Source organism: Bacillus sp. NPDC093026 (assembly GCF_044754665.1).
In the GTDB taxonomy this organism is placed as follows: domain Bacteria; phylum Bacillota; class Bacilli; order Bacillales; family Bacillaceae; genus Bacillus; species Bacillus maqinnsis.
The window spans coordinates 535,693-554,904 of the sequence record NZ_JBIVPN010000001.1 but is presented as its reverse complement, the minus strand read 5'-3'; the positions used below and the strand labels follow the sequence as shown (position 1 = coordinate 554,904).

Genomic DNA, 19,212 nt, shown 5'->3' with positions numbered 1-19,212 from the left:
GACATGGCACAAATCAAGACAGTTGGTTTTATTGGAATTGGTGTAATGGGAAGTAGTATGGCAGGGCATTTAATGGACGCAGGATACGACGTTTTGATTTATACAAGAACGAAAGAAAAGGCAGATGCATTGATGCGAAAAGGTGCGAAGTGGAAAAGCACAGTCAAAGAAATAGCTGAGGCAGCGGATGCTGTCATCACAATGGTCGGTTATCCATCAGATGTGGAAGAAGTATATTTAGGTGAAGATGGGCTTATTGCCCACGCTGCGCCTGGTACATTTTTAATTGATATGACAACTTCAAAGCCACAGCTCGCAAAAGAAATCGATATAAAAGCGAAAGAAAAAGGGCTCTTGGCATTAGATGCCCCGGTGTCAGGTGGAGATGTAGGAGCGAGACATGGCACCCTCGCTATTATGATTGGTGGAGAAAAGACTGCCTATGAAGCTTGCCTTCCGCTTTTTGAACAAATGGGCGAAAATATTCAATATCAAGGTCCAGCAGGGAGCGGTCAGCATACAAAAATGTGTAACCAAATTGCGATCGCAGCAGGCATGATAGGTGTTGCAGAGGCGATGGTATACGCAAAAAAATCAGGACTTGATCCTGAGCGGGTTCTTAAAAGCATCACAACAGGGGCTGCAGGAAGCTGGTCCCTATCAAACCTTGCACCAAGAATGCTAAAAGGCGACTTTGCACCGGGATTTTATGTGAAACATTTTATCAAAGATATGGGCATTGCGCTTGAAGAGGCAGAGCTGATGGGGGAAGAAATGCCAGGCTTGTCACTTGCAAAGTCATTATATGAAAAGCTGTGTGAAGAAGGAGAAGAAAACAGCGGAACACAAAGCATTTATAAATTATGGGTAAAATAAACATCCTGTCCTACCTAGGGACAGGATGTTTTGTATTATTTTCCGATAAATTGTTGCGTCCAGTAGTTGCCATCTTTTACATAACCAACACCGATATGTGTATAGTTTTTGTTTAAAATGTTCGCTCTATGACCTTCACTATTCATCCATGCTGTTACAACTTCTTGAGGTGATCTTTGACCTTGGGCAATGTTTTCACCTGCTGTTTTGTAAGTGATACCGAATGTCTTCATTTGATCAAAAGGAGATCCGTAAGTTGGGCTTGTATGAGAGAAATAGTTTTTATCTTTCATATCTTGAGATTTTGCGCGCGCAGATTTGCTTAATTTTGAATCAACAGTAAGTGCCTTTAATCCTTGTTTTGCACGCTCTTTGTTTGTTAGATCAACCACTTCTTTTTCAAAAGCGTTTAAGCTGCTGTCTGTTTTTGTTGCAGCTGTCGCTTTTTGGTCAGCTTTTGTGTTTTGGTTCGTTGATGTACTTGGTTTGGAAGAAGCTGGTTTTTTCACTGATTCTTGTTTTTGTTCATTTTTTGCTTTGTTTACTTCTTTGATGACTTTTGTAGCAGTCACTGGTTGACCGCTTTTAATCAGCTTGTTCAACATGGCTTCGATCTCTTTTTGATTTGATGCGCTTAACTTGTTCACATCTGATGAGATATGTAATTTTGCAGCAAGTGTATGAAGATCAATGGCTTGATGCTTGACTTGTATGACTTGTTTTAGGTTAAGCTCTTGCGCGTCTGCTGAGTGCCCTCCAGTGAACGTGATCAATGTAGCAGCTGTTAGCGCAGAAAAAAAGAATGATTTCTTCTTCATAATGTAATTCCTCCTAAAATCGTTGTTTTGTTTTCTCACAAAAAATCATAACATGGACTTTTTGTTAAAAACGTACCAGCATCCTCCATTGACAAAGAGTATTTGTCATTTTTGTTAAAGTCATAGAAAGCGTCTTTTCATATCAAAGGATAGAAGATGATGCCATTTAAAGAAAACGACATAAACATTCCAATAGTTTGAAGTGTTAGTATATTTTTTTACGAAATAAGGATTGACAGCTTTTTTTCCCCTTGTTTCGCTGTAACAACTATTACAAAAGTGTTACAATAATGAGTGATCATTGTAAAAGATTGAAAGGATGAGAGGAGCTACATAAGTGGTAGAGAAACACAATCAAGGTGCTTCCGAGGAGAAAAGAATAAAACGCCGGAATGCCTGGAGAATCAATCTCTTTTTCTTCGCTGTGTTTAGTTTATTTGCTGGACTTGTGATTAAGCTCGGCGTGCTGCAAATCGTCAATGGAGAAGATTATAAAAAGCAAGCAAACCGAACAGAGGTCAAAACAGCTTCATACCCGTCACCAAGAGGAAAAATGTATGACGCAAGAGGAAGAGTCGTTGTTGATAACGAGAGTGTACCTGCAATCGTTTATACTTCAGAAAGTGGTGTGAAGGCGAAAGATAAGATCAAGGTGGCAAGAAAACTTGCGACTTATATAAAAATGGATACAGATTTCTTGAGAGAGCGAGACATTCGAGACTTCTGGCTTGCAGACAATCCAAAAAAAGCAGATAAGCTGCTATCAAAAGCGGAAAAAAAGAAGATCGACGCGAAAAAAGTGTATCCGCTTCAAGTTGAGCGAGTACCAAAGGAAGAAGTCCAAGCCATTGAAAACGATCCTGCCGAAAAAGCCGTTGCAGCCATTTATCGACGGTTTACAGGGGGCTATGCTTTTGAGCCTCAAATTGTGAAAGCGATGGACCCAAATGAAGAGAAAAAAGGGGACGAAAAGGTCGCTTTGCTTGATGAAACGAAGGAATCAAAGCAACCATCATCAGTAAGTCTGACGTATGATGAGATTTCACTAGTGTCAGAGCATCTTGATGAATTGCCTGGTGTGAACGTCATCAATGACTGGACAAGAAAATATCCATATGAAAAAACACTATATAATGTACTCGGCGGTGTCACCACCCCAGAACAAGGAATCATTAAAGAGCGTGAAGATTACTATATGGTAAGAGGCTACTCGCGTAATGACCGGGTAGGAAAAAGTTATTTAGAATATCAGTACGAGGATTTCTTGAATCCGGAGAAAGCGACCGTACAATATACTCAAGTCGGCGGGAAGCTGTTAGATGAGATCAAACGGACAGAAGGCCGAAGAGGATTTGATCTTGCGCTGACATTTGATATGGAGCTTCAAAAAGAAGTAGATCAAATTGTCGAATCAGAGCTTAGATCTGCCAGTGCAAGAAACTATATGATGGACCGGGCATTTGTTGTGATGATGAATCCTAACACGGGTGACATTCTGGCCATGTCAGGAAAGAAAATGGACGGCAGAGATGTCACAGATTTTGCCATTGGCACATTTACTACGCAATACGAGATGGGATCTGTAGTCAAAGGAGCAACTGTACTAGCTGGTTATCAGGACGGCATGTCTCACAATCAGTCATATATGGATACACCCCTTTACTTTGCGGGTAATGGAAAACCGAAAAAATCTTATCATAACCTTGGTTGGGTCAACGACCTTCGAGCCCTCCAAAAAAGTTCAAACGTTTATATGTTTCATGTGGCCATGAGAATGGCAGGCATCACCTATCAAAAAAATGGTCCTTTACCGGCTGACTCTGCTGATTTACAAAAAATGAGAAATTATTATGCGCAATTTGGTCTTGGTGTGAAAACGGGGATAGACCTTCCGCAAGAATCAAGCGGGATGCAAACGCATCCTAAAACGGTCGGAGGATTGTTGCTTGATGAAGCGATCGGTCAGTATGACACGTATACTCCGCTTCAAGTAGCTCAATACATGTCTACAATTGCCAATGGGGGCAAACGTGTTCAGCCAAGAGTGGTGAAAAGCATTCATCTTCCAACAAATAAGGATGAAGTCGGACCGGTTGTTAAAAAGTATGAACCAAAGGTGCTCAACACGATTAACAATACAAAGGCAGATATTGATCGAGTGAAAATGGGGCTAAAAATGGTCACTTCATCTGGTGGGACTGCTGATGGACGCTTTGGTCAACATGATGTGGCAGGTAAAACTGGTACGGCTCAAACGTTTTACTATGGTGCTAACCGAAGCTGGTGGGGAAATGCAACATACAACTTAACCTTTGGAGGGTATTATCCTTCATCAAATCCAGAAGTGGCTTTTAGTGTCGTGACACCGTATGTGACCGATAAAGATCAAGTCATTAAAACCATTCCAAGTAAAATTGTTGATAAGTATGTTGAATTACAAAAAAAATATGAAAAAAAATAATGAGCAAGGAGCACAGCAAAAGAAAGTGCTCCTTTTTGCTGAAAATATGGACGTTTCACACGAGTTTTGAAGGAAAATACGGTTTTTCTAGCGAATCTTTTTTATACATCATTCTAAGGACAACCCTAAAAAATAAAAGGAGGGTCGGACGACGATGGAACAAAAAATGAAAGATTCGACTCAATTGTGCTCGAATATTGATTTACATGCAGTTCTTTCTTCTAATGGCCGTTTTCTCTACATTTCTTCCAATTGTAAGCAGCTTTTGCTCTATGAACAAAAGGATTTACTAGGGTGTTATTTAAAGGACTTTGTTCATACAGAAGATCAATTTCTCGTCGAAAGTTATTTCTATAATCAGCACATGTTAGAGATTTGTACCTTTAGACTGCTTAGAAGTGATCTTACAGCTGTTTGGGTAGAAGCAAGCATTGATTTTGTTGCTTGTGATTTATCAGATAACGAATTAGGTAGAGAAATGATCCTAAAAATGAGGGTGCTAGATTCTCAGCCTAAAACAACAGCATTAGAGACAAAATCGGCAGCGTCGGAACAGCCATTAGGCAGTCTGCCGGCTTTCCAAAATGTCACTGAAGCTGAAAAACTGATTGCGATGCTGCCAAATCCGCTATGCATTACGATGTTAGGGAAAATTGTTTATGCGAATGATGCGATGCTAAACTTAATGGGTGTATGTACAAGAGATGAAATGATCGGCAAATCTGCCTTTGATTTTATTGTAGAAGATTACCATGACATTGTCAGAAGCCGAATAACTAGGCTACAGCAAGGTCTTCCAGTCGGTATGATTGAGCAAATATGGAAGCGGAAAGACGGAAGTACCGTTCACATTGAGGTAAAGTCATCTCCTACTATCTATCAAAATCAGCGGGCAGAGCTTTTGTTACTTGTCGATATCTCATCTCGGAAAAAATTCCAAACCGTGCTTCAAAAAAGCAGAGAACGGTACCAATTGCTTATTCAAAATTCAATTGATACCATTGCGGTGATTCATGATCATAAATGGGTATTTATGAATGAATCAGGTATCAAGTTATTCGAAGCCGAACATTACGATAAATTAATAGGGAAGGATATTTTCCATCAAATTCATTCTTGCGATCAGCAAAAAGTGAAAGAGAGTCTATCTCGTATTATTGAAAGAAAATCGGAGTCAGAGATTGTCACAATGAGCTGTCATACATTCAAACATCGACTCATTTATACAGAGATGGTTTGTATTCCAACCACATTCTTTGGAGAAACCGCCGTTCAAATTATTTTGCGAGATATATCCGAACGGAAGCAGACAGAAGAACTGATGCTACGTTCTGAAAAGTTATCCATTGCAGGACAACTGGCTGCAGGTATTGCCCATGAAATACGCAATCCATTAACAGCGATCAAGGGCTTTCTTCAACTCATTAAACCGAAAACAAAAGATCGCGATCAATATTTTGAGATTGTTTTCTCTGAGCTGAGCCGAATTGAGATTATTTTGAGTGAATTGTTAATGCTAGCAAAACCGCAACAAACAGCTTCAATGCAGACACTTAATTTGAAAAAACTCATTAGCGAAGTCACGGCTTTGTTAGAAACGCAGGCAAATCTGAATGGGATATTAATGAACACAAGTGACATTGAGGAGGATCTCCTGATGAATGGAGATCAAAATCAGCTCAAACAAGTGTTTATCAATTTAATCAAAAATGCCGTTGAATCTATGCCAAATGGAGGAAAGGTTGACATTACGGCGAAAGCGCAGAGAGAAGGGATTCTAGTGACCATTAGAGATGAAGGTGTCGGCATTCCTGAATCTGTCATGAAAAGAATAGGAGAGCCTTTTTTAACAACAAAAGAAAAGGGCACAGGACTTGGACTTATGGTCACATTTAATATTTTAGAAAATCACAATGGAACGATTAGTGTAGATAGTCAGCCTGAGAAAGGCACAGTGTTTCACATCATGTTTCCTGCAAAATAAAACAACGGCAAGAGAACCGTTGTTTTATCCGTCTTATGATAGAGTTGAACGTTTTTCCAGAACAAATTGTTCTAGGCGATCAAGTCCTTCTTTCAGCGTATCAAGTGAATATGCATAGGAAAGCCGAACATATCCTTCGCCTAATCGAGAGAAAGCAGAGCCAGGCACGACAGCTAATCTTGTGCTTTCTAATAGCTCCATGCAAAAATCAAATGAACTCATGCCAAACGAATCAATCGAAGGAAAAATATAAAAAGCTCCAGAAGGCTTAATGACAGGCAACCCCATAGAAATGAGACGATCATATACATAATCGAGCCTTTTCTTATATTGCTCTCTCATGATAAGTGCATCATCCACACCATTTGTCACAGCTTCTAGTGCCGCCTTTTGTGAGATAGATGAGGCACAAGAGACGTTATATTGATGTACTTTTAATACATGTTTAGCAATTGGAGCTGAAGCGAACAAAAAGCCAATTCTCCAGCCAGTCATGCTATGAGATTTTGAAAGCCCATTGATCACAATGGTTTGTTCCTTTAAAAAGGAAGCAATTGAATGATGTGGTCGATCAAATGTCAGCTCGCTATAGATCTCGTCAGATAGAATAAAAATGTCCTTGCCTTCAAGGAGCTGTGCAATTTCTTTCAATTCCTCTTCTAATAGGGTTACACCTGTTGGATTTGAAGGATAAGGAAGGACAACACACTTTGTTTTCTCCGTTAACGCATCCTCAATGAGCTTGGCATTTAATTTAAACCCGGCATTCGTTGTGTCAATGTGAACAGGCGTCCCGCCGCACATTCGAATAATTGGTTCATAGCCTGGATAGACAGGGCCTGGTAAAATGACCTCATCGCCGTCTGTTAAAATAGTGCGAAACGCGGCATCAATGGCTTGACTGGCCCCTGTCGTGACAATGATTTCTGACTCTGCTTCATAATCAAGTTTCACCTTCTTCTTCATGTATTGCTGGATTGCTTGCCTCAGCTCTAGAAAACCTGCATTATGAGTATAAGAGGTGAAATTCTCGTCGATGGCTGTTTTGGCAACTGTTTTGACATGATGCGGCGTATAAAAATCGGGTTGACCAATGGTCAAAGAAACAACATCCTCATATGACGATACGAGATTTGAAAATGTTCGAATGCCTGAAATTTCAATATCCTTTACTCTTGGATTCAGCAAATGCTCCATTTCTCATCACCTTAAAAATTAATGATTTTATCCTATTTTACCATTGACTGCATAAATGTCACTTGTGAAAGGATTATATGTAGTCTATTCTCCTATACATCACAACATGAGTGCTTTCCATGAGTGATTGAAGAAAAAGCAACATTTATTATAGCGTAACATTCACAGAAAATACAGGCTCACATGATGATTAGAAAATGACCAAACTGCACACACTGAAAGAATGGAAAAATCAGGTCATGGGAATTGAATATGCAGATATGCGATCTCCTGAAGGAGGGACGATACATGGGGAATTCAGCGAAGACATCTAAAATAGCCTTTTTATCCGTGATGAGTAACTCATTTGTTGTCATACTTAAAATCATTGTGGGGTTGTTAACCGGATCTGTTGCGGTATTATCAGAAGCCATCCACTCCTTTTTAGATTTAATGGCATCTTTTATTGCATTTATCTCTGTTCGTATTTCTAGAAAGCCAGCAGACTCTAAGCATCCTTATGGGCACGGCAAGGTCGAAAATATTTCTGGAACCATTGAGACTTTGCTGATATTTGTCGCTGGTATTTGGATTATATACGAATGTGTTCACAAATTAATGCATCCGGAGCCTGTGAAGCTTCCTGTACTTGGGATTGTGGTGATGCTGATTGGTGCCTTGATTAATTTGATTGTTTCCAAAATCGTGAACAAAGAGGCAGAAAGAGTACATTCAGTTGCCATGAAATCAAATGCTTTGCATCTATTAACAGATGTATATACGTCTTTAGGGGTTGGGTTTAGTTTATTACTTGTTGCATTAACAGACTGGTACTTCCTAGATCCAATCATTGGAATGATACTTGCCCTCTTTATTATGCGTGAAGCATTTAAGCTGATAAAGGAAGCTTTTCCACCACTTGTTGACGCACGATTAACGCCGGAAGAAGAACAGTCCATTGAAACCATTATCCAAGGTTTCAGCCAAGAATTTATTGAATATCATGACTTTCGGACGAGACGATCTGGCGCTGAAGAATATATTGATTTTCATTTAATCGTTAATGGGAAAACAACCATTGAAGATGTACATCAATTATGTGACAGAATAGAAGAAACAATTCAAAAAGAATTTCCACATGCACAAATTTTTATTCATGTTGAACCAGAAAGCGAAAGAAGTTCACAGACGTAAAAAGGCGATCAACCTATTCAAAGTTGCATCGCCTTTTTTCACGGTACATCTATTGTATGAAATTAATATCCATAAGCCGTATCATAATCTTCATACCATGAGATATGGGCTGCTTCTTCTGTTGACATGCCATTTTTCATGTCTAAAAAATCAGCTTCGCAAATATCTTCAATCACAGTCATTTCATTGTCCTTTAATAGTATGACAGTCCCCATCATGAACACCTTTCTTTAAAAAATCCTTGACTATTGTACCATGTGAAAAACGAATGTCAACAGATGAATAGAAATAAGACAAAAATATCACAAAATGTTTAAAAATAAGATGAAAAAAGAACTAGAAGTGGCATGTTTTTTACAAATTTTCTATTGATTCACGCAAATCACTCATGAAATGTAAAAATGTTCAGCTCCATTGATCTTGCTAAATTGATGGGATATCGTAACGAAAGATGATAAAAATTTAGAAAATATACAGAATAAAAGGGCATATCAGAACCAAACATCCTGAACTAGCAGGGATTTGTAAAAAACGGAGCACCTCTGTTGGAGAGCTTGTGTATGGAAAAGGGAAACACTTCATAAAATAGAATGATAGTCAAGAATAGGATAGGGAAGGGAGACAATATGTTGAAATCAGGAATAAAGACCTTCAAGGAAAAAGAAGCAGGTTTTGGGTTGTTTTTGACAGCACCTGTGCTGGCGTGGGCACTGTATGATTTTGCAAATACGATTTTTTCATCGAATATGATCACCATTTTCTTCCCGTTTTACTTGCAGGAGACTATAGGAGACAGTGCGAGAATGGATCAGATCGCAAGCACATTTATTTCTTATGCGAACGCTATTGCTAGCTTTTTCCTTGTCATTTTTACGCCATTATACGGAGTCCTGATCGATCGAACAGGAAAAAAGAAAAAATATATCACGATGTTTACTCTCATCTGTATTGCTTGTACGTTCTTGATGGGAGTTTTTGCTAAGATTGATTTCTCAAGTGAATGGTTTGGTTTGCCTGTCTCGTTATTAATAGTTGTGACATTGTTTGTTTTGGCGAAATTTTTCTATCACTCTAGTCTTGTTTTTTATGACACAATTCTGCCCGATCTAGGAACAAAAGATGAGATACCACTTATTTCTGGATTTGGCATTGCCGTTGGATATTTAGGAACAATTGTTGGCCTCTCTGTTTATTTATTTGTAGGAAACGGCCAATTCCATGAGGCCTTTATTCCGACAGCTCTTTTATTTTTCCTCTTTTTTCTTCCTTTTTTATTTTTTGTGAAAGATCCTCACCCATTACGTCAGCAGGTAAAAAAGCCTTCTTTTTTTAGCGGATATCGAGTCATTTTTCAAACAGTTAAAGACATGAAGCGCTACAAGCCTGCTTTTATCTTTATGATTGCTTTCTTTTTTATGAACGATGCTTTGCAAACAGCTATTGCGATGATGGCTGTTTATGCCAAAATCATCATTGGGTTTACCGCAGGGCAATTTATTTTACTTTACCTTGTGTCCACCGTTTCAAGTATTATAGGGTCTTTTATATTTGGTTATATCACAAAAGCAATTGGTGCAAAGCGCTCGATTACAGTCGTTTATCTCATTTTAATCTTTGCACTTATTTTGGCTGTGACAGCATCAACCGAATGGGTCTTTTGGATAGCGGGCAGTTTGTTTGGTATATCACTTGGTGCTAGCTGGGGGGCGTCAAGAATATTCATCATTGAATTAACACCGAGGGAAAAACGCGGACAATTCTTCGGTCTATTTGCTTTCTCTGGGAAGGTTTCGTCCATTGTGGGACCTATCATTTACGGGTCTGTCACACTCCTTTTTGCAGAGTATGGGAATCTCGCTAGCCGTCTTGCACTCGGGTCTTTACTCATCCTAGCCGCCATAGGTCTTGTCATTCATCAATTCGTACGAGATAAAACGTAAAGAACCGTCAACATTTCAACCGCGCTGCCGATATAAAAAGTACAATCTTATATTGAAGAATAGAGGGATTTCCGTGGCTTTAAACAAACAAGAAATTTTACTTGACTCTGGTACAAATGAATTGGAAATTGTAAAGTTTGAAATTGGTTCAAATCAATTCGGCATTAACGTCATGAAAGTAAGAGAGATCATTCAGCCTGTTGAGGTGACTGTTGTACCACATTCTCATCAAGATGTAGAAGGTATGATTAGTTTACGAGGCGAGATTTTACCAGTCATCAATCTATTTTCCTTTTTTAATGTCGAGTCAGATCAGTCAGAACAAGAAAAGTATATTGTGACTGAATTCAACCAACGGAAATTTGTGTTCCATACAGGAACTGTATCACAAATTCACCGCGTTAGCTGGGAAGAAATTGAAAAGCCAACTGCACTCAACCAAGGGATGGATCGCCATTTAACAGGCATCATCAAGCTTGATGAAAAAATGATTTTTCTTCCAGACTATGAAAAAATCATTTATGATATAGAATCTGCTTCAGGTGTAGATACCTATCAATTGTTTGACGGTGAGAAAGACGACAGACGAACAGGGAAGAAGCTGTATGTCGTAGAAGACTCTCCGCTTCTTATGCGTTTATTGACAAATGAATTAACTGAAGCAGGTTATAAAAACATTGTCACCTTTGAAGACGGCAAACAGGCATACGATCACATCATGAACCTCGTCAGCAAAGGAATAAGTGTCACAGAAGAAATTGATATGATCATTACAGATATAGAGATGCCAAAAATGGATGGTCATCGCTTAACGAAATTACTCAAAGACAATCCATTGACACAGTCCATTCCGATTCTGATCTTCTCTTCGTTAATCACAGAAGATTTGCGTCACAAAGGTGAAACGATTGGTGCGGATGATCAAATTAGTAAACCAGAGATTCATCAGCTAATCGAAAAGGTAGATCACTTTATCATCCAATGAAAAAACCACTCGGCATGAGTGGTTTTTTAGTGTTTAAAAATAACTTTCTCCAAGTCTTTTAAAGACAGGCTTTGTATAATGTGATTTTTGTTTTGTAAAAATAGGTTTTTCTTTTAAACCGACATACGTTTGAAGAATTTGTTTCGCTCGGTTTAATGACATATTCGCTTTCGGATTGCGATATGATTGATTTAAATCTCCTAAGTGTGGCAAAAATTCGAAGTCTTCTTTCGTTGGAGGCAGGTGAAAATAATAATCTCCAATTTCAATTAACACGTCCGACTGTTGTTGACTATATTTGGGATTGTTAGAGAAATGTAGGCCCACTTTCCTTCCTTTACCTTCTTGCAATAGTTTTTGCAGCGCACGTTTTTTCAAAAGATAAAGAAACTTGGGATTTGGTGCGGTTTTAGCATGGCGGTTAACAGTATAAATGGCTTTTGCGATATTTTCTGCTGTAGGTTCTATGTCTTTAGTATGAGCATAATCGTCCATTTTTTCTCTCCTTTGTCTTTCGTCTTCCTATGCTTAGTATAAATTATACGTTTTTATTAGTAAATTGCAAATAGAGTTATTGTAAAAAGAAAACCTTTGGTATAAAAGGATAGGGGAGTTGAAGACCTTACAGATGTAGCAAAAAAGCATAGGTACTTGCGGATGCATTTGACAGTGAAGTGAACGAATAAGTGAGAGGAAACAACCTATTGGTGTATCTGTTAGTGATGCGTTTGATCTGATGACTTAAAAAAGGTGTGCAAGCGACCATCAAGCATTTAAAAAGTTTACAAAGAGGGAAGCAAGTAAAGCCGAACAACAAGCCCTACTGACTGTTTACTATCACCCTGTTATGGGAGCCGAAAACAGCGGACTTATGAAAAGCGAAATTTGAAGCCTTATTTGTTAGGAATTACTTTAATAGTTTTCGACAGCCAATAAAGGAGAAAGTTAGCTAGAACATAACTTAAAAAGGTGAAAAATAAGTTCCAATAATTATCATAGTTGATGCGATTAAGCATGTATAAAACTGTTTCCGCTAGAGTTGCCACAAGTGAACCTATACCAATGAATATATAAGGTCTACGAAAAATGATGATCGTTTGAATTAAATAAATGCCCAATACTGTAAAAAAACCGAAATTGTAGGGAATCATAGGGAGAATTGCATATTTTACTGGATTTACATACCACAGTTTCAGGCTGTATCCAATATCATTAAATAAAAAGGCAATCAAAGCAGATAGCAAAACAACTGTTGGTGAAGTAATGAAACATTTGTTTTTTCTTATATGGAAAAGGAAAATCATCCAAGGTATAAAAAAACCAAATAAAATGTTAAAAATCATAAGGTTCTCCAATTTTTCTAATATTGTTTGGAGAACTTCGATATTTTATTCAAGATATAAACATTTTTTAAGAAGAGCATTGAAACGAGTAACCCCTGTTCTTTATTGAGGAGAAAGTTGGTTATACGTATAGGAAAATCGTGATATGATTGTAAAAAGGAGGTCGTATGATGACATTTAAAAAAGCTTTCAACATAGGTTATTTTGTTTTGCTTTTATCTTTTATTGTCATATACTTTTTGCTTCCAGCCCGACAAATATTTACCGCAATTATGGTGTTGTCCTTACTATTTGGTTGTTATCAATTTGTGATATTCCAGAAACTAAAAGAGTAAAAAAGCAGTAGTGAGCTTAATCATGATGTCAATTTTTCTATGGGATACGCCACTACCTTTTATCATGATAATAGAAAATCTAGTTTGAATGAAAAAACCCTTTTTCTTCGATATGTTTCTTTAGAAAAAGGGTTTGTCTACGGTCTCAAGCACTTTCTTCATCAAGTCAGTATCAGCGTGAAACAAATCCTTGCATTCGTTGTCAGACCTGCGCGCTGGTGCTCACAAATCTACATTTCGCTCCTTATCTGACGCTGAAAAGAAGACAAAGGGCTCGAATAAAAACCATTTTAGCCCTTTGTCAACAATCTAGTATGTTTTGTATTGATTATCGAATACCTTGTCCTTTTAATTCACGTTGTACATCTAGCTCTGCTGCTTCTCTGCTGAATTTTGGCAGCGTAATGAAGTAAAAGAGGAACACGAGTAAAATAATGATGCCCATACCGTAATAAATATAAGAGATATTTGTCACGAGCTTTGGAAATAGTATTGCAATCAGACCTAATGTCAGTGATTGGGCGAACATGGTCAAAGGATCAACCCAGCCTGAAACACGTCCCATGAGACGAGGATGGACAATTCTTGGCATCCAGCCGCCAATGACGATATTAATAGGTCCGATGCACGTTCCGATCACAAATGATGTGACATAAAACAACCATAAGGTGTGTGTTGTTCCAAGCACAAAAATAAGGATTCCTGCTATTAGAATAGGGATCGACATAAGATAGTGCATGTTCACTTTTTTAGCGAGAATCGTGCCAATTCCGCTTCCCACAAGGAGGCCCACACCGATGGCAATCGTGAAAAAGGATGTATGCAATTCAAAGTGATCCGGTGAAAGACCATATTTCATTGTAAACATTGGAAGAACAGCAAAAGCGCCATTTACAAGACCAAAAACGAAAAATCCAAAAATTAAGGAAGCCAGTAATTTATTTTTGATAATATATAAAATGCCTTCTTTAAAATCTTTAAGAGATGTTTTAATGGTCAAATTCCTCCAGCCTGCTTGTCCATTTGGCTGACGTGCTTCAATTGGAATGTTACATGAACGAATAAGAATCCCAGAAATAATAAAACTGAGCAAATCAATCGTAATGGCGCCATGAAGCCCCATTGTCTTATATACAAGAGCACCAATTCCAACGCCAAATACCATAAACAGACTAAAGAGCATCTGATTTAAGCCAGCGGCTTTTGCGTATTGATCTTTATTTAAAATCGCCTGTACAAGAGATGCTTCGGCTGGATAGAAGAACTTCGTAATGGCACTTCTGATAAACAAGATCAAGAAGATAAGCGGAAGTGAATTCAAATAAATCACGATAAATAAGACAATCGTCAGCCCAGCTCTAATCCAATCACAATTTTCTGCGACTTTTTTACGATCAAAACGGTCTGCGACCACACCGACCATAAAAAAGACACAAATGGTTGGCAGTGAGTACATTAATTCTGCCAATGTAGCGTAGGCGGGCTGATGACTAAAATGGTCGAGCAAATAAAAGGCAAATGCCATATTGCCTACTGTTGTCCCCATTTGCGAAGCGAGTGCTGCAAAAAAGAGACGAACAAAGTTTCGATTTTTAAAAATATCCATAAATACGCTCCTTAACCTGAAGATCCCACTTTATATCATATAAAATTTTAACCATTCATACAATTTATTTCTTCCTACTGGCTAATGGTCACAGGTGTCCCGTTTGGAACGAGTGAGGCAAGTTCAATGACATCTTGATTGTACATTCGAATACACCCTCTAGAGACAGCTTTACCAATTGAAGAAGGGTTATTCGTACCGTGGATGCCGTAATGAATTTTCGACAGGCTTAGCCAATAGGCGCCAAAAGGACCTCCAGGGTTTGGCTGTCTGTTGACAATATAATAAGAGCCTGTAGGTGTCATGTTTAAAATTCTACCTGTGGCAATTGGATACGAGCGAATGAGCTGTGCTCCAGAAAAGAGAACGAGTCGTTTCTTTGAAACGGAAACGGATATGCGGTAAGGGATCGTATGAGGATCAGGTAATCCAGGAATGATGATGATTTCACTTGGCTGAGGCTCTCGATGTTCAAGTGACGGATTGGCTGAAATTAAAGCGTCCGTCGTTGTTCTAAAGTCAACCGCTATTGAAGAAAGTGTTTCTCCACTTTTTACTGTGTATTGCAGCACCAAAAGACACTCCTTTTGTTCGAATAAAAGAAGCCATGATACCGTCACCTATCTATACAATTTGGACGGAATCAGACCCAGTAAGGTTTCTCCTAACATTTGTCACGAGGGAAATTCTTTGTTTATACATATGCAAATGAAGTCGGTTTGGTCTCTTTTATTCAGATGACTTTAAGGTGAAAAAAATGATTTCATGTTTGGCTAAAAACCTAAGCGGTAGTCTTGTTCTTCAATGGATGCTTGAAAATCAACGAGGTCACCTGTGAACACAATGAAATCAGGATTTTCAGCATTGATTTGCTGCACAACTGCTTCTAGGTCTTTAGCGGAAAATGAATCACTTAAATGAACATCACTCAATGGTGCAATTTTAAAATTGTCAAAGGAAGCTGGGAGCTGACGGTCTTTAATTGTAATGGACACAACATCAATCATACGAGGCTCGATATATCGGGCATAGCCATATCGAAAGGTTGTTGCGAGAAACCAAGTATACTTGCTCCATCAGCTCCTTTTATCAATTGGCATAGAAGACTCTTTTAAAAATAAAATTAAGTATAGCATGATATTTGTAAAATCTCTCATATGGTGCACGGAGGGGGAATCATGATATGATAGATAAATAATGAATGAATAGTCATTCAAAATACACAAAGGGGGAAAAAATATGGCGAAGCAAACAGTCATCGTAACAGGGGGATCTAATGGGATGGGGAAGGCAATGGCTTCCCATTTGGCTTTGAACGGTTGGAATGTCGTCATTACAGGAAGAACAGAAGAAACTTTGGAGCAGACCGCAAGTGAGATCAAACAAAAAGATGGCTCGATTGCCTATTTTCAGATGGATGTTCGTAACCCAGAGGATGCAGATCACATGGTGAAGTTTACTGTGGATACATTTGGTGAAATTGATGCACTCATCAACAATGCTGCCGGGAATTTTTTGGTTCCAGCAGAGAAGTTGTCTCCTAACGGCTGGAAAGCAGTTATCGACATTGTGTTAAATGGGACGTTTTTTTGCAGTCATGCAGTCGGGAATTACTGGATTCGTCAAAAGAAAAAAGGCAGTATGATCAACATGGTGGCAACTTATGCATGGGGGGCTGGTGTAGGCGTTGCTCATTCAGCAGCAGCTAAAGCAGGCGTTCTTTCCCTTACTCGAACACTTGCGGTGGAATGGGGTAAACAATACCGGATTCGGGTAAATGCGATTGCACCAGGACCAATTGAACGAACAGGCGGGGCTGAGAAACTATGGGAATCTGAGGAGGCAGCGCAAAGAACGTTAAACAGTGTGCCTCTCGGCAGACTGGGCACTCCAGAGGAAATTGCAGAGCTTGCGAGCTTTTTATTGTCCGATCAAGCGTCTTATATAAACGGGGATTGTATTACTATGGATGGGGGTCAATGGCTCAACCAATCACCATTTTGAATGACCGTGTAAGACCTGCTTTTGATGTGGTATAATCACACAAAGAGAGAAGCGGGTGATGAAAATGGTCGATCCACTGGATATTTTAACGAATATTGAAGATGTTTTCCCGTACTATCAAGCGATCTTTAGTGCGGAAGAGCAGAAAGTGATAGGCTATGAGATCTTAGGAAGAATGAAGCTTGAGTCTGAAACTTTTAGTCTAGGCTCCTTCTTTACAGATTCATCAATTCCTGATGAGTATAAATGGGAAGTAGATCGAAAAGTACTCAGTAAAGCATTAGATCTCTTGACGACTGCTGATGAGGATTTGCTCATTTTTATTAATCATGATGCCAATGTATTGATGTTTGATCATGGCGAGAGTTTTTTGGAATTCTTAAAAGAATATGAAGCAAGAGGCATTCAGCTCAGCCGATTTGTCATTGAATTTACGGAACATACGTTTAGCGGCGATATTGAACAGCTATCCCATACGTTAACGTATTATCGTACATATGGAATCAAAATCGCCGTATCTAATATAGGAAAAGAAAGCAGTAATTTAGACCGAATTGCACTCCTTTCACCAGATTTATTAAAAATTGATCTACAGGCACTAAGAGCTTCATCTCCTTCACCTTCCTATGAATATGTCCTTTATAGCATTTCATTGCTTGCGAGAAAAATAGGGGCTGCTTTGATTTATGAGGATATTGAAGCGAATTTTCAGTTGCAATACGCATGGAGAAACGGTGGAAGATATTTTCAAGGATATTATCTTCATGAGCCTACGGCGGAGTTAATTGACCGTAACAAACGCAAAAATCAGCTTAGAGAAGAATTCCAGCAATTTATTGCCCATGAGAAAAAGAAGCTCCAAGCCGTTTATGAGCATTCTGAAACATTTTATAAACGAATTCATCAAGCTGTTACGTCATTAAAAAAATCATGCAGTACAAATGATGAACTCATCCAAAAACTGGCACTTGAATTGACTGATTGTAGTTTTCGAATTTATATGTGCAATGAGGAAGGGTTTCAAATTACAGGTAACGTATTTAAAAAAGAGAAAGAATGGCTGTTTCAGCCTGAGTATATGGAGAAGAATTGGAGCTGGCGACCTTATTTCCTAGCGAATATTCTCCAAATGAGAATTAGTGGTAAAGGATTTTTCAGCGATATATACAGTGATTTAGAAACTGGGGAGCGGATCCGGACTTTTTCCTATCCGTTAGAAGGGGACATGTATTTATTTGTTGATCTTCCGTATGCCTACTTATATGAACAAGATGGTTTAATCTAAAAGGCGGCCAATGAGGCTGCTTTTTTAATACGAAAAAATAAAAAATAGTTGACAATGAAACTGATAATCATTATCATTTGGTTATAGAGAGAAGCTACTCTCTGTTCCCCAACCCCTCTATCAGATCAAGATCCAAAAAACTTGGCGCTACCCCCGCCAAGTTTTTTTGTGCTTCAATCTTTTCCTTTATGCATAGGACATCCCAAATCCTCCATACATCTTAAGTGATGATAGTTAGACGGTAGGAGGGAAAAGTCATGATCAAACGTGACAAGCGGCTGCTGATTGATTTGCCAAGACCAGATCACCCAGATGCAAATGGAGCAGCTGCTGTGCAAGAATTACTCGGCGGGAAATTTGGTGAAATGTCTACATTAAATAATTATATGTTTCAATCTTTTAACTTTAGAGGGAAACGAAAACTTAAACCGTTTTATGACCTCGTTTCAAGCATTACAGCTGAAGAGTTCGGTCATGTAGAGCTTGTGACCACAGCTATCAATCTCATGATTACGGGGACCACTCATGGCGGAGATCCAGATACGACACCAATGAAAGCAGCTGTTGATAAACGAAATACGCAGCATTTTATTCAAACGGCACAAACAGGCTACCCGTTTGATTCCATGGCAAAGCCTTGGGTAGGAGAGAATGTGTTCTCGAGTGGGAACCTGATTCTTGACCTCCTTCATAATTTTTTCCTTGAATGCGGGGCCCGTACGCATAAGATGCGCGTGTATGAAATGACGGATCACCCTACGGCAAGAGAGATGATCGGTTATTTACTTGTAAGGGGCGGTGTGCATGTCGTGGCATATGCAAAAGCGCTTGAGGTTGCCACAGGAGTAGATGTAGGGAAGATGCTCCCGATTCCAAACCTCGATAATAAACATTTCGACGCAGCGAGAAAATTTGAGGATCAAAACATTCATACGAAGCTGTATACATTTAGTGACACGGATTACAAGGATATTGATAAAATTTGGAAGGGTAGACATCCGATAGACGGTAAGCCGCTTTCGGTCATTGAGGGCACCCCGAAAGGAGCACCTGTACCAGATTTCAGAGAGCTGCCTGAAGAGTTTGCACCAGGCATATCAAAAGAAGATTTTGACGAAATTGCCAAACGACTCATGAGATCTGCAGGTCTTTAAAAAACAAGGTGAATGTAATCAGAAAAAAGACTCAAAATAAAAAAACAGATT

The 19,212-nt window shown here is 38.8% G+C and carries 16 protein-coding genes; 9 read left to right on the top strand and 7 right to left on the bottom strand.

From position 1 onward, the window contains the following. Positions 1–3: 3 nt before the first annotated feature. Complete coding sequence (locus ACIQCE_RS02815) at positions 4–876, top strand: NAD(P)-dependent oxidoreductase (RefSeq protein WP_400493492.1); 873 nt, start codon at positions 4–6, stop codon at positions 874–876. A 35-nt stretch (positions 877–911) separates the two neighbouring features. Here the strand turns inward: ACIQCE_RS02815 and ACIQCE_RS02810 are convergent, their stop codons facing one another. Continuing rightward, positions 912–1,694, bottom strand: a complete 783-nt coding sequence (locus ACIQCE_RS02810) for a CAP domain-containing protein (RefSeq protein ID WP_400493491.1) — start codon at positions 1,692–1,694, stop codon at positions 912–914. A 337-nt stretch (positions 1,695–2,031) separates the two neighbouring features. Here ACIQCE_RS02810 and ACIQCE_RS02805 point away from each other — a divergent pair, with 337 nt between their 5' ends. Both ACIQCE_RS02805 and ACIQCE_RS02800 read left to right on the top strand, forming a co-directional pair. Continuing rightward, positions 2,032–4,155 carry a peptidoglycan D,D-transpeptidase FtsI family protein gene (locus ACIQCE_RS02805; RefSeq protein ID WP_400493489.1) on the top strand — a complete coding sequence of 708 codons (2,124 nt, stop codon included), beginning with the start codon at positions 2,032–2,034 and terminating at the stop codon, positions 4,153–4,155. A 154-nt stretch (positions 4,156–4,309) separates the two neighbouring features. Beyond that, on the top strand, positions 4,310–6,139 hold the full coding sequence (locus tag ACIQCE_RS02800; RefSeq protein ID WP_353855964.1) for a PAS domain-containing protein: 1,830 nt from the start codon (positions 4,310–4,312) through the stop codon (positions 6,137–6,139). 33 nt (positions 6,140–6,172) lie between these two features. Here ACIQCE_RS02800 and ACIQCE_RS02795 read toward each other — a convergent pair whose 3' ends face one another. After that, a complete protein-coding gene (locus ACIQCE_RS02795) occupies positions 6,173–7,336 on the bottom strand; it encodes an aminotransferase A (RefSeq protein ID WP_400493488.1) in 1,164 nt (387 codons plus the stop codon). A 288-nt stretch (positions 7,337–7,624) separates the two neighbouring features. Between ACIQCE_RS02795 and ACIQCE_RS02790 the strand changes: the two genes are divergently transcribed. Continuing rightward, positions 7,625–8,509, top strand: coding sequence for a cation diffusion facilitator family transporter (locus ACIQCE_RS02790; protein WP_400493487.1), 885 nt, complete (start codon positions 7,625–7,627; stop codon positions 8,507–8,509). Between the two features lie 62 nt (positions 8,510–8,571). Here ACIQCE_RS02790 and ACIQCE_RS02785 read toward each other — a convergent pair whose 3' ends face one another. Next, the gene (locus ACIQCE_RS02785; RefSeq protein WP_400493486.1) at positions 8,572–8,724 is read right to left on the bottom strand and encodes a hypothetical protein; all 153 of its coding nucleotides are present in this window, start codon (positions 8,722–8,724) and stop codon (positions 8,572–8,574) included. A 411-nt stretch (positions 8,725–9,135) separates the two neighbouring features. Here ACIQCE_RS02785 and ACIQCE_RS02780 point away from each other — a divergent pair, with 411 nt between their 5' ends. Together ACIQCE_RS02780 and ACIQCE_RS02775 are read left to right on the top strand one after the other, a co-directional pair. After that, on the top strand, positions 9,136–10,449 hold the full coding sequence (locus tag ACIQCE_RS02780; RefSeq protein WP_400493485.1) for an MFS transporter: 1,314 nt from the start codon (positions 9,136–9,138) through the stop codon (positions 10,447–10,449). 73 nt (positions 10,450–10,522) lie between these two features. Next, the gene (locus ACIQCE_RS02775) at positions 10,523–11,434 is read left to right on the top strand and encodes a chemotaxis protein (protein ID WP_353855959.1); all 912 of its coding nucleotides are present in this window, start codon (positions 10,523–10,525) and stop codon (positions 11,432–11,434) included. Positions 11,435–11,467: 33 nt separating this feature from the next. Here the strand turns inward: ACIQCE_RS02775 and ACIQCE_RS02770 are convergent, their stop codons facing one another. From ACIQCE_RS02770 to ACIQCE_RS02755, 4 genes are all read right to left on the bottom strand, one after another. Next, on the bottom strand, positions 11,468–11,929 hold the full coding sequence (locus tag ACIQCE_RS02770) for a YkyB family protein (RefSeq protein WP_400493484.1): 462 nt from the start codon (positions 11,927–11,929) through the stop codon (positions 11,468–11,470). A 1,511-nt stretch (positions 11,930–13,440) separates the two neighbouring features. Then, complete coding sequence (locus ACIQCE_RS02765) at positions 13,441–14,718, bottom strand: MFS transporter (RefSeq protein ID WP_400493483.1); 1,278 nt, start codon at positions 14,716–14,718, stop codon at positions 13,441–13,443. Between the two features lie 74 nt (positions 14,719–14,792). Next, positions 14,793–15,290 (bottom strand): L,D-transpeptidase family protein, encoded by a 498-nt coding sequence (locus tag ACIQCE_RS02760; RefSeq protein ID WP_400493482.1) that lies wholly within the window; start codon positions 15,288–15,290, stop codon positions 14,793–14,795. 201 nt (positions 15,291–15,491) lie between these two features. After that, entirely contained in the window at positions 15,492–15,725 is a 234-nt protein-coding gene (locus tag ACIQCE_RS02755) for a metallophosphoesterase (protein WP_400493481.1), read from the bottom strand. Between the two features lie 232 nt (positions 15,726–15,957). On the opposite strand from ACIQCE_RS02755, the gene fadH reads away from it, so the two are divergent. From fadH to ACIQCE_RS02740, 3 genes are all read left to right on the top strand, one after another. Next, positions 15,958–16,722 (top strand): 2,4-dienoyl-CoA reductase, encoded by a 765-nt coding sequence (gene fadH, locus ACIQCE_RS02750; protein ID WP_400493480.1) that lies wholly within the window; start codon positions 15,958–15,960, stop codon positions 16,720–16,722. A gap of 64 nt (positions 16,723–16,786) precedes the next feature. Then, positions 16,787–18,007, top strand: coding sequence for an EAL domain-containing protein (locus ACIQCE_RS02745; protein ID WP_400493829.1), 1,221 nt, complete (start codon positions 16,787–16,789; stop codon positions 18,005–18,007). Between the two features lie 257 nt (positions 18,008–18,264). Next, positions 18,265–19,161 carry a manganese catalase family protein gene (locus ACIQCE_RS02740; protein WP_400493479.1) on the top strand — a complete coding sequence of 299 codons (897 nt, stop codon included), beginning with the start codon at positions 18,265–18,267 and terminating at the stop codon, positions 19,159–19,161. Positions 19,162–19,212: the final 51 nt, after the last annotated feature.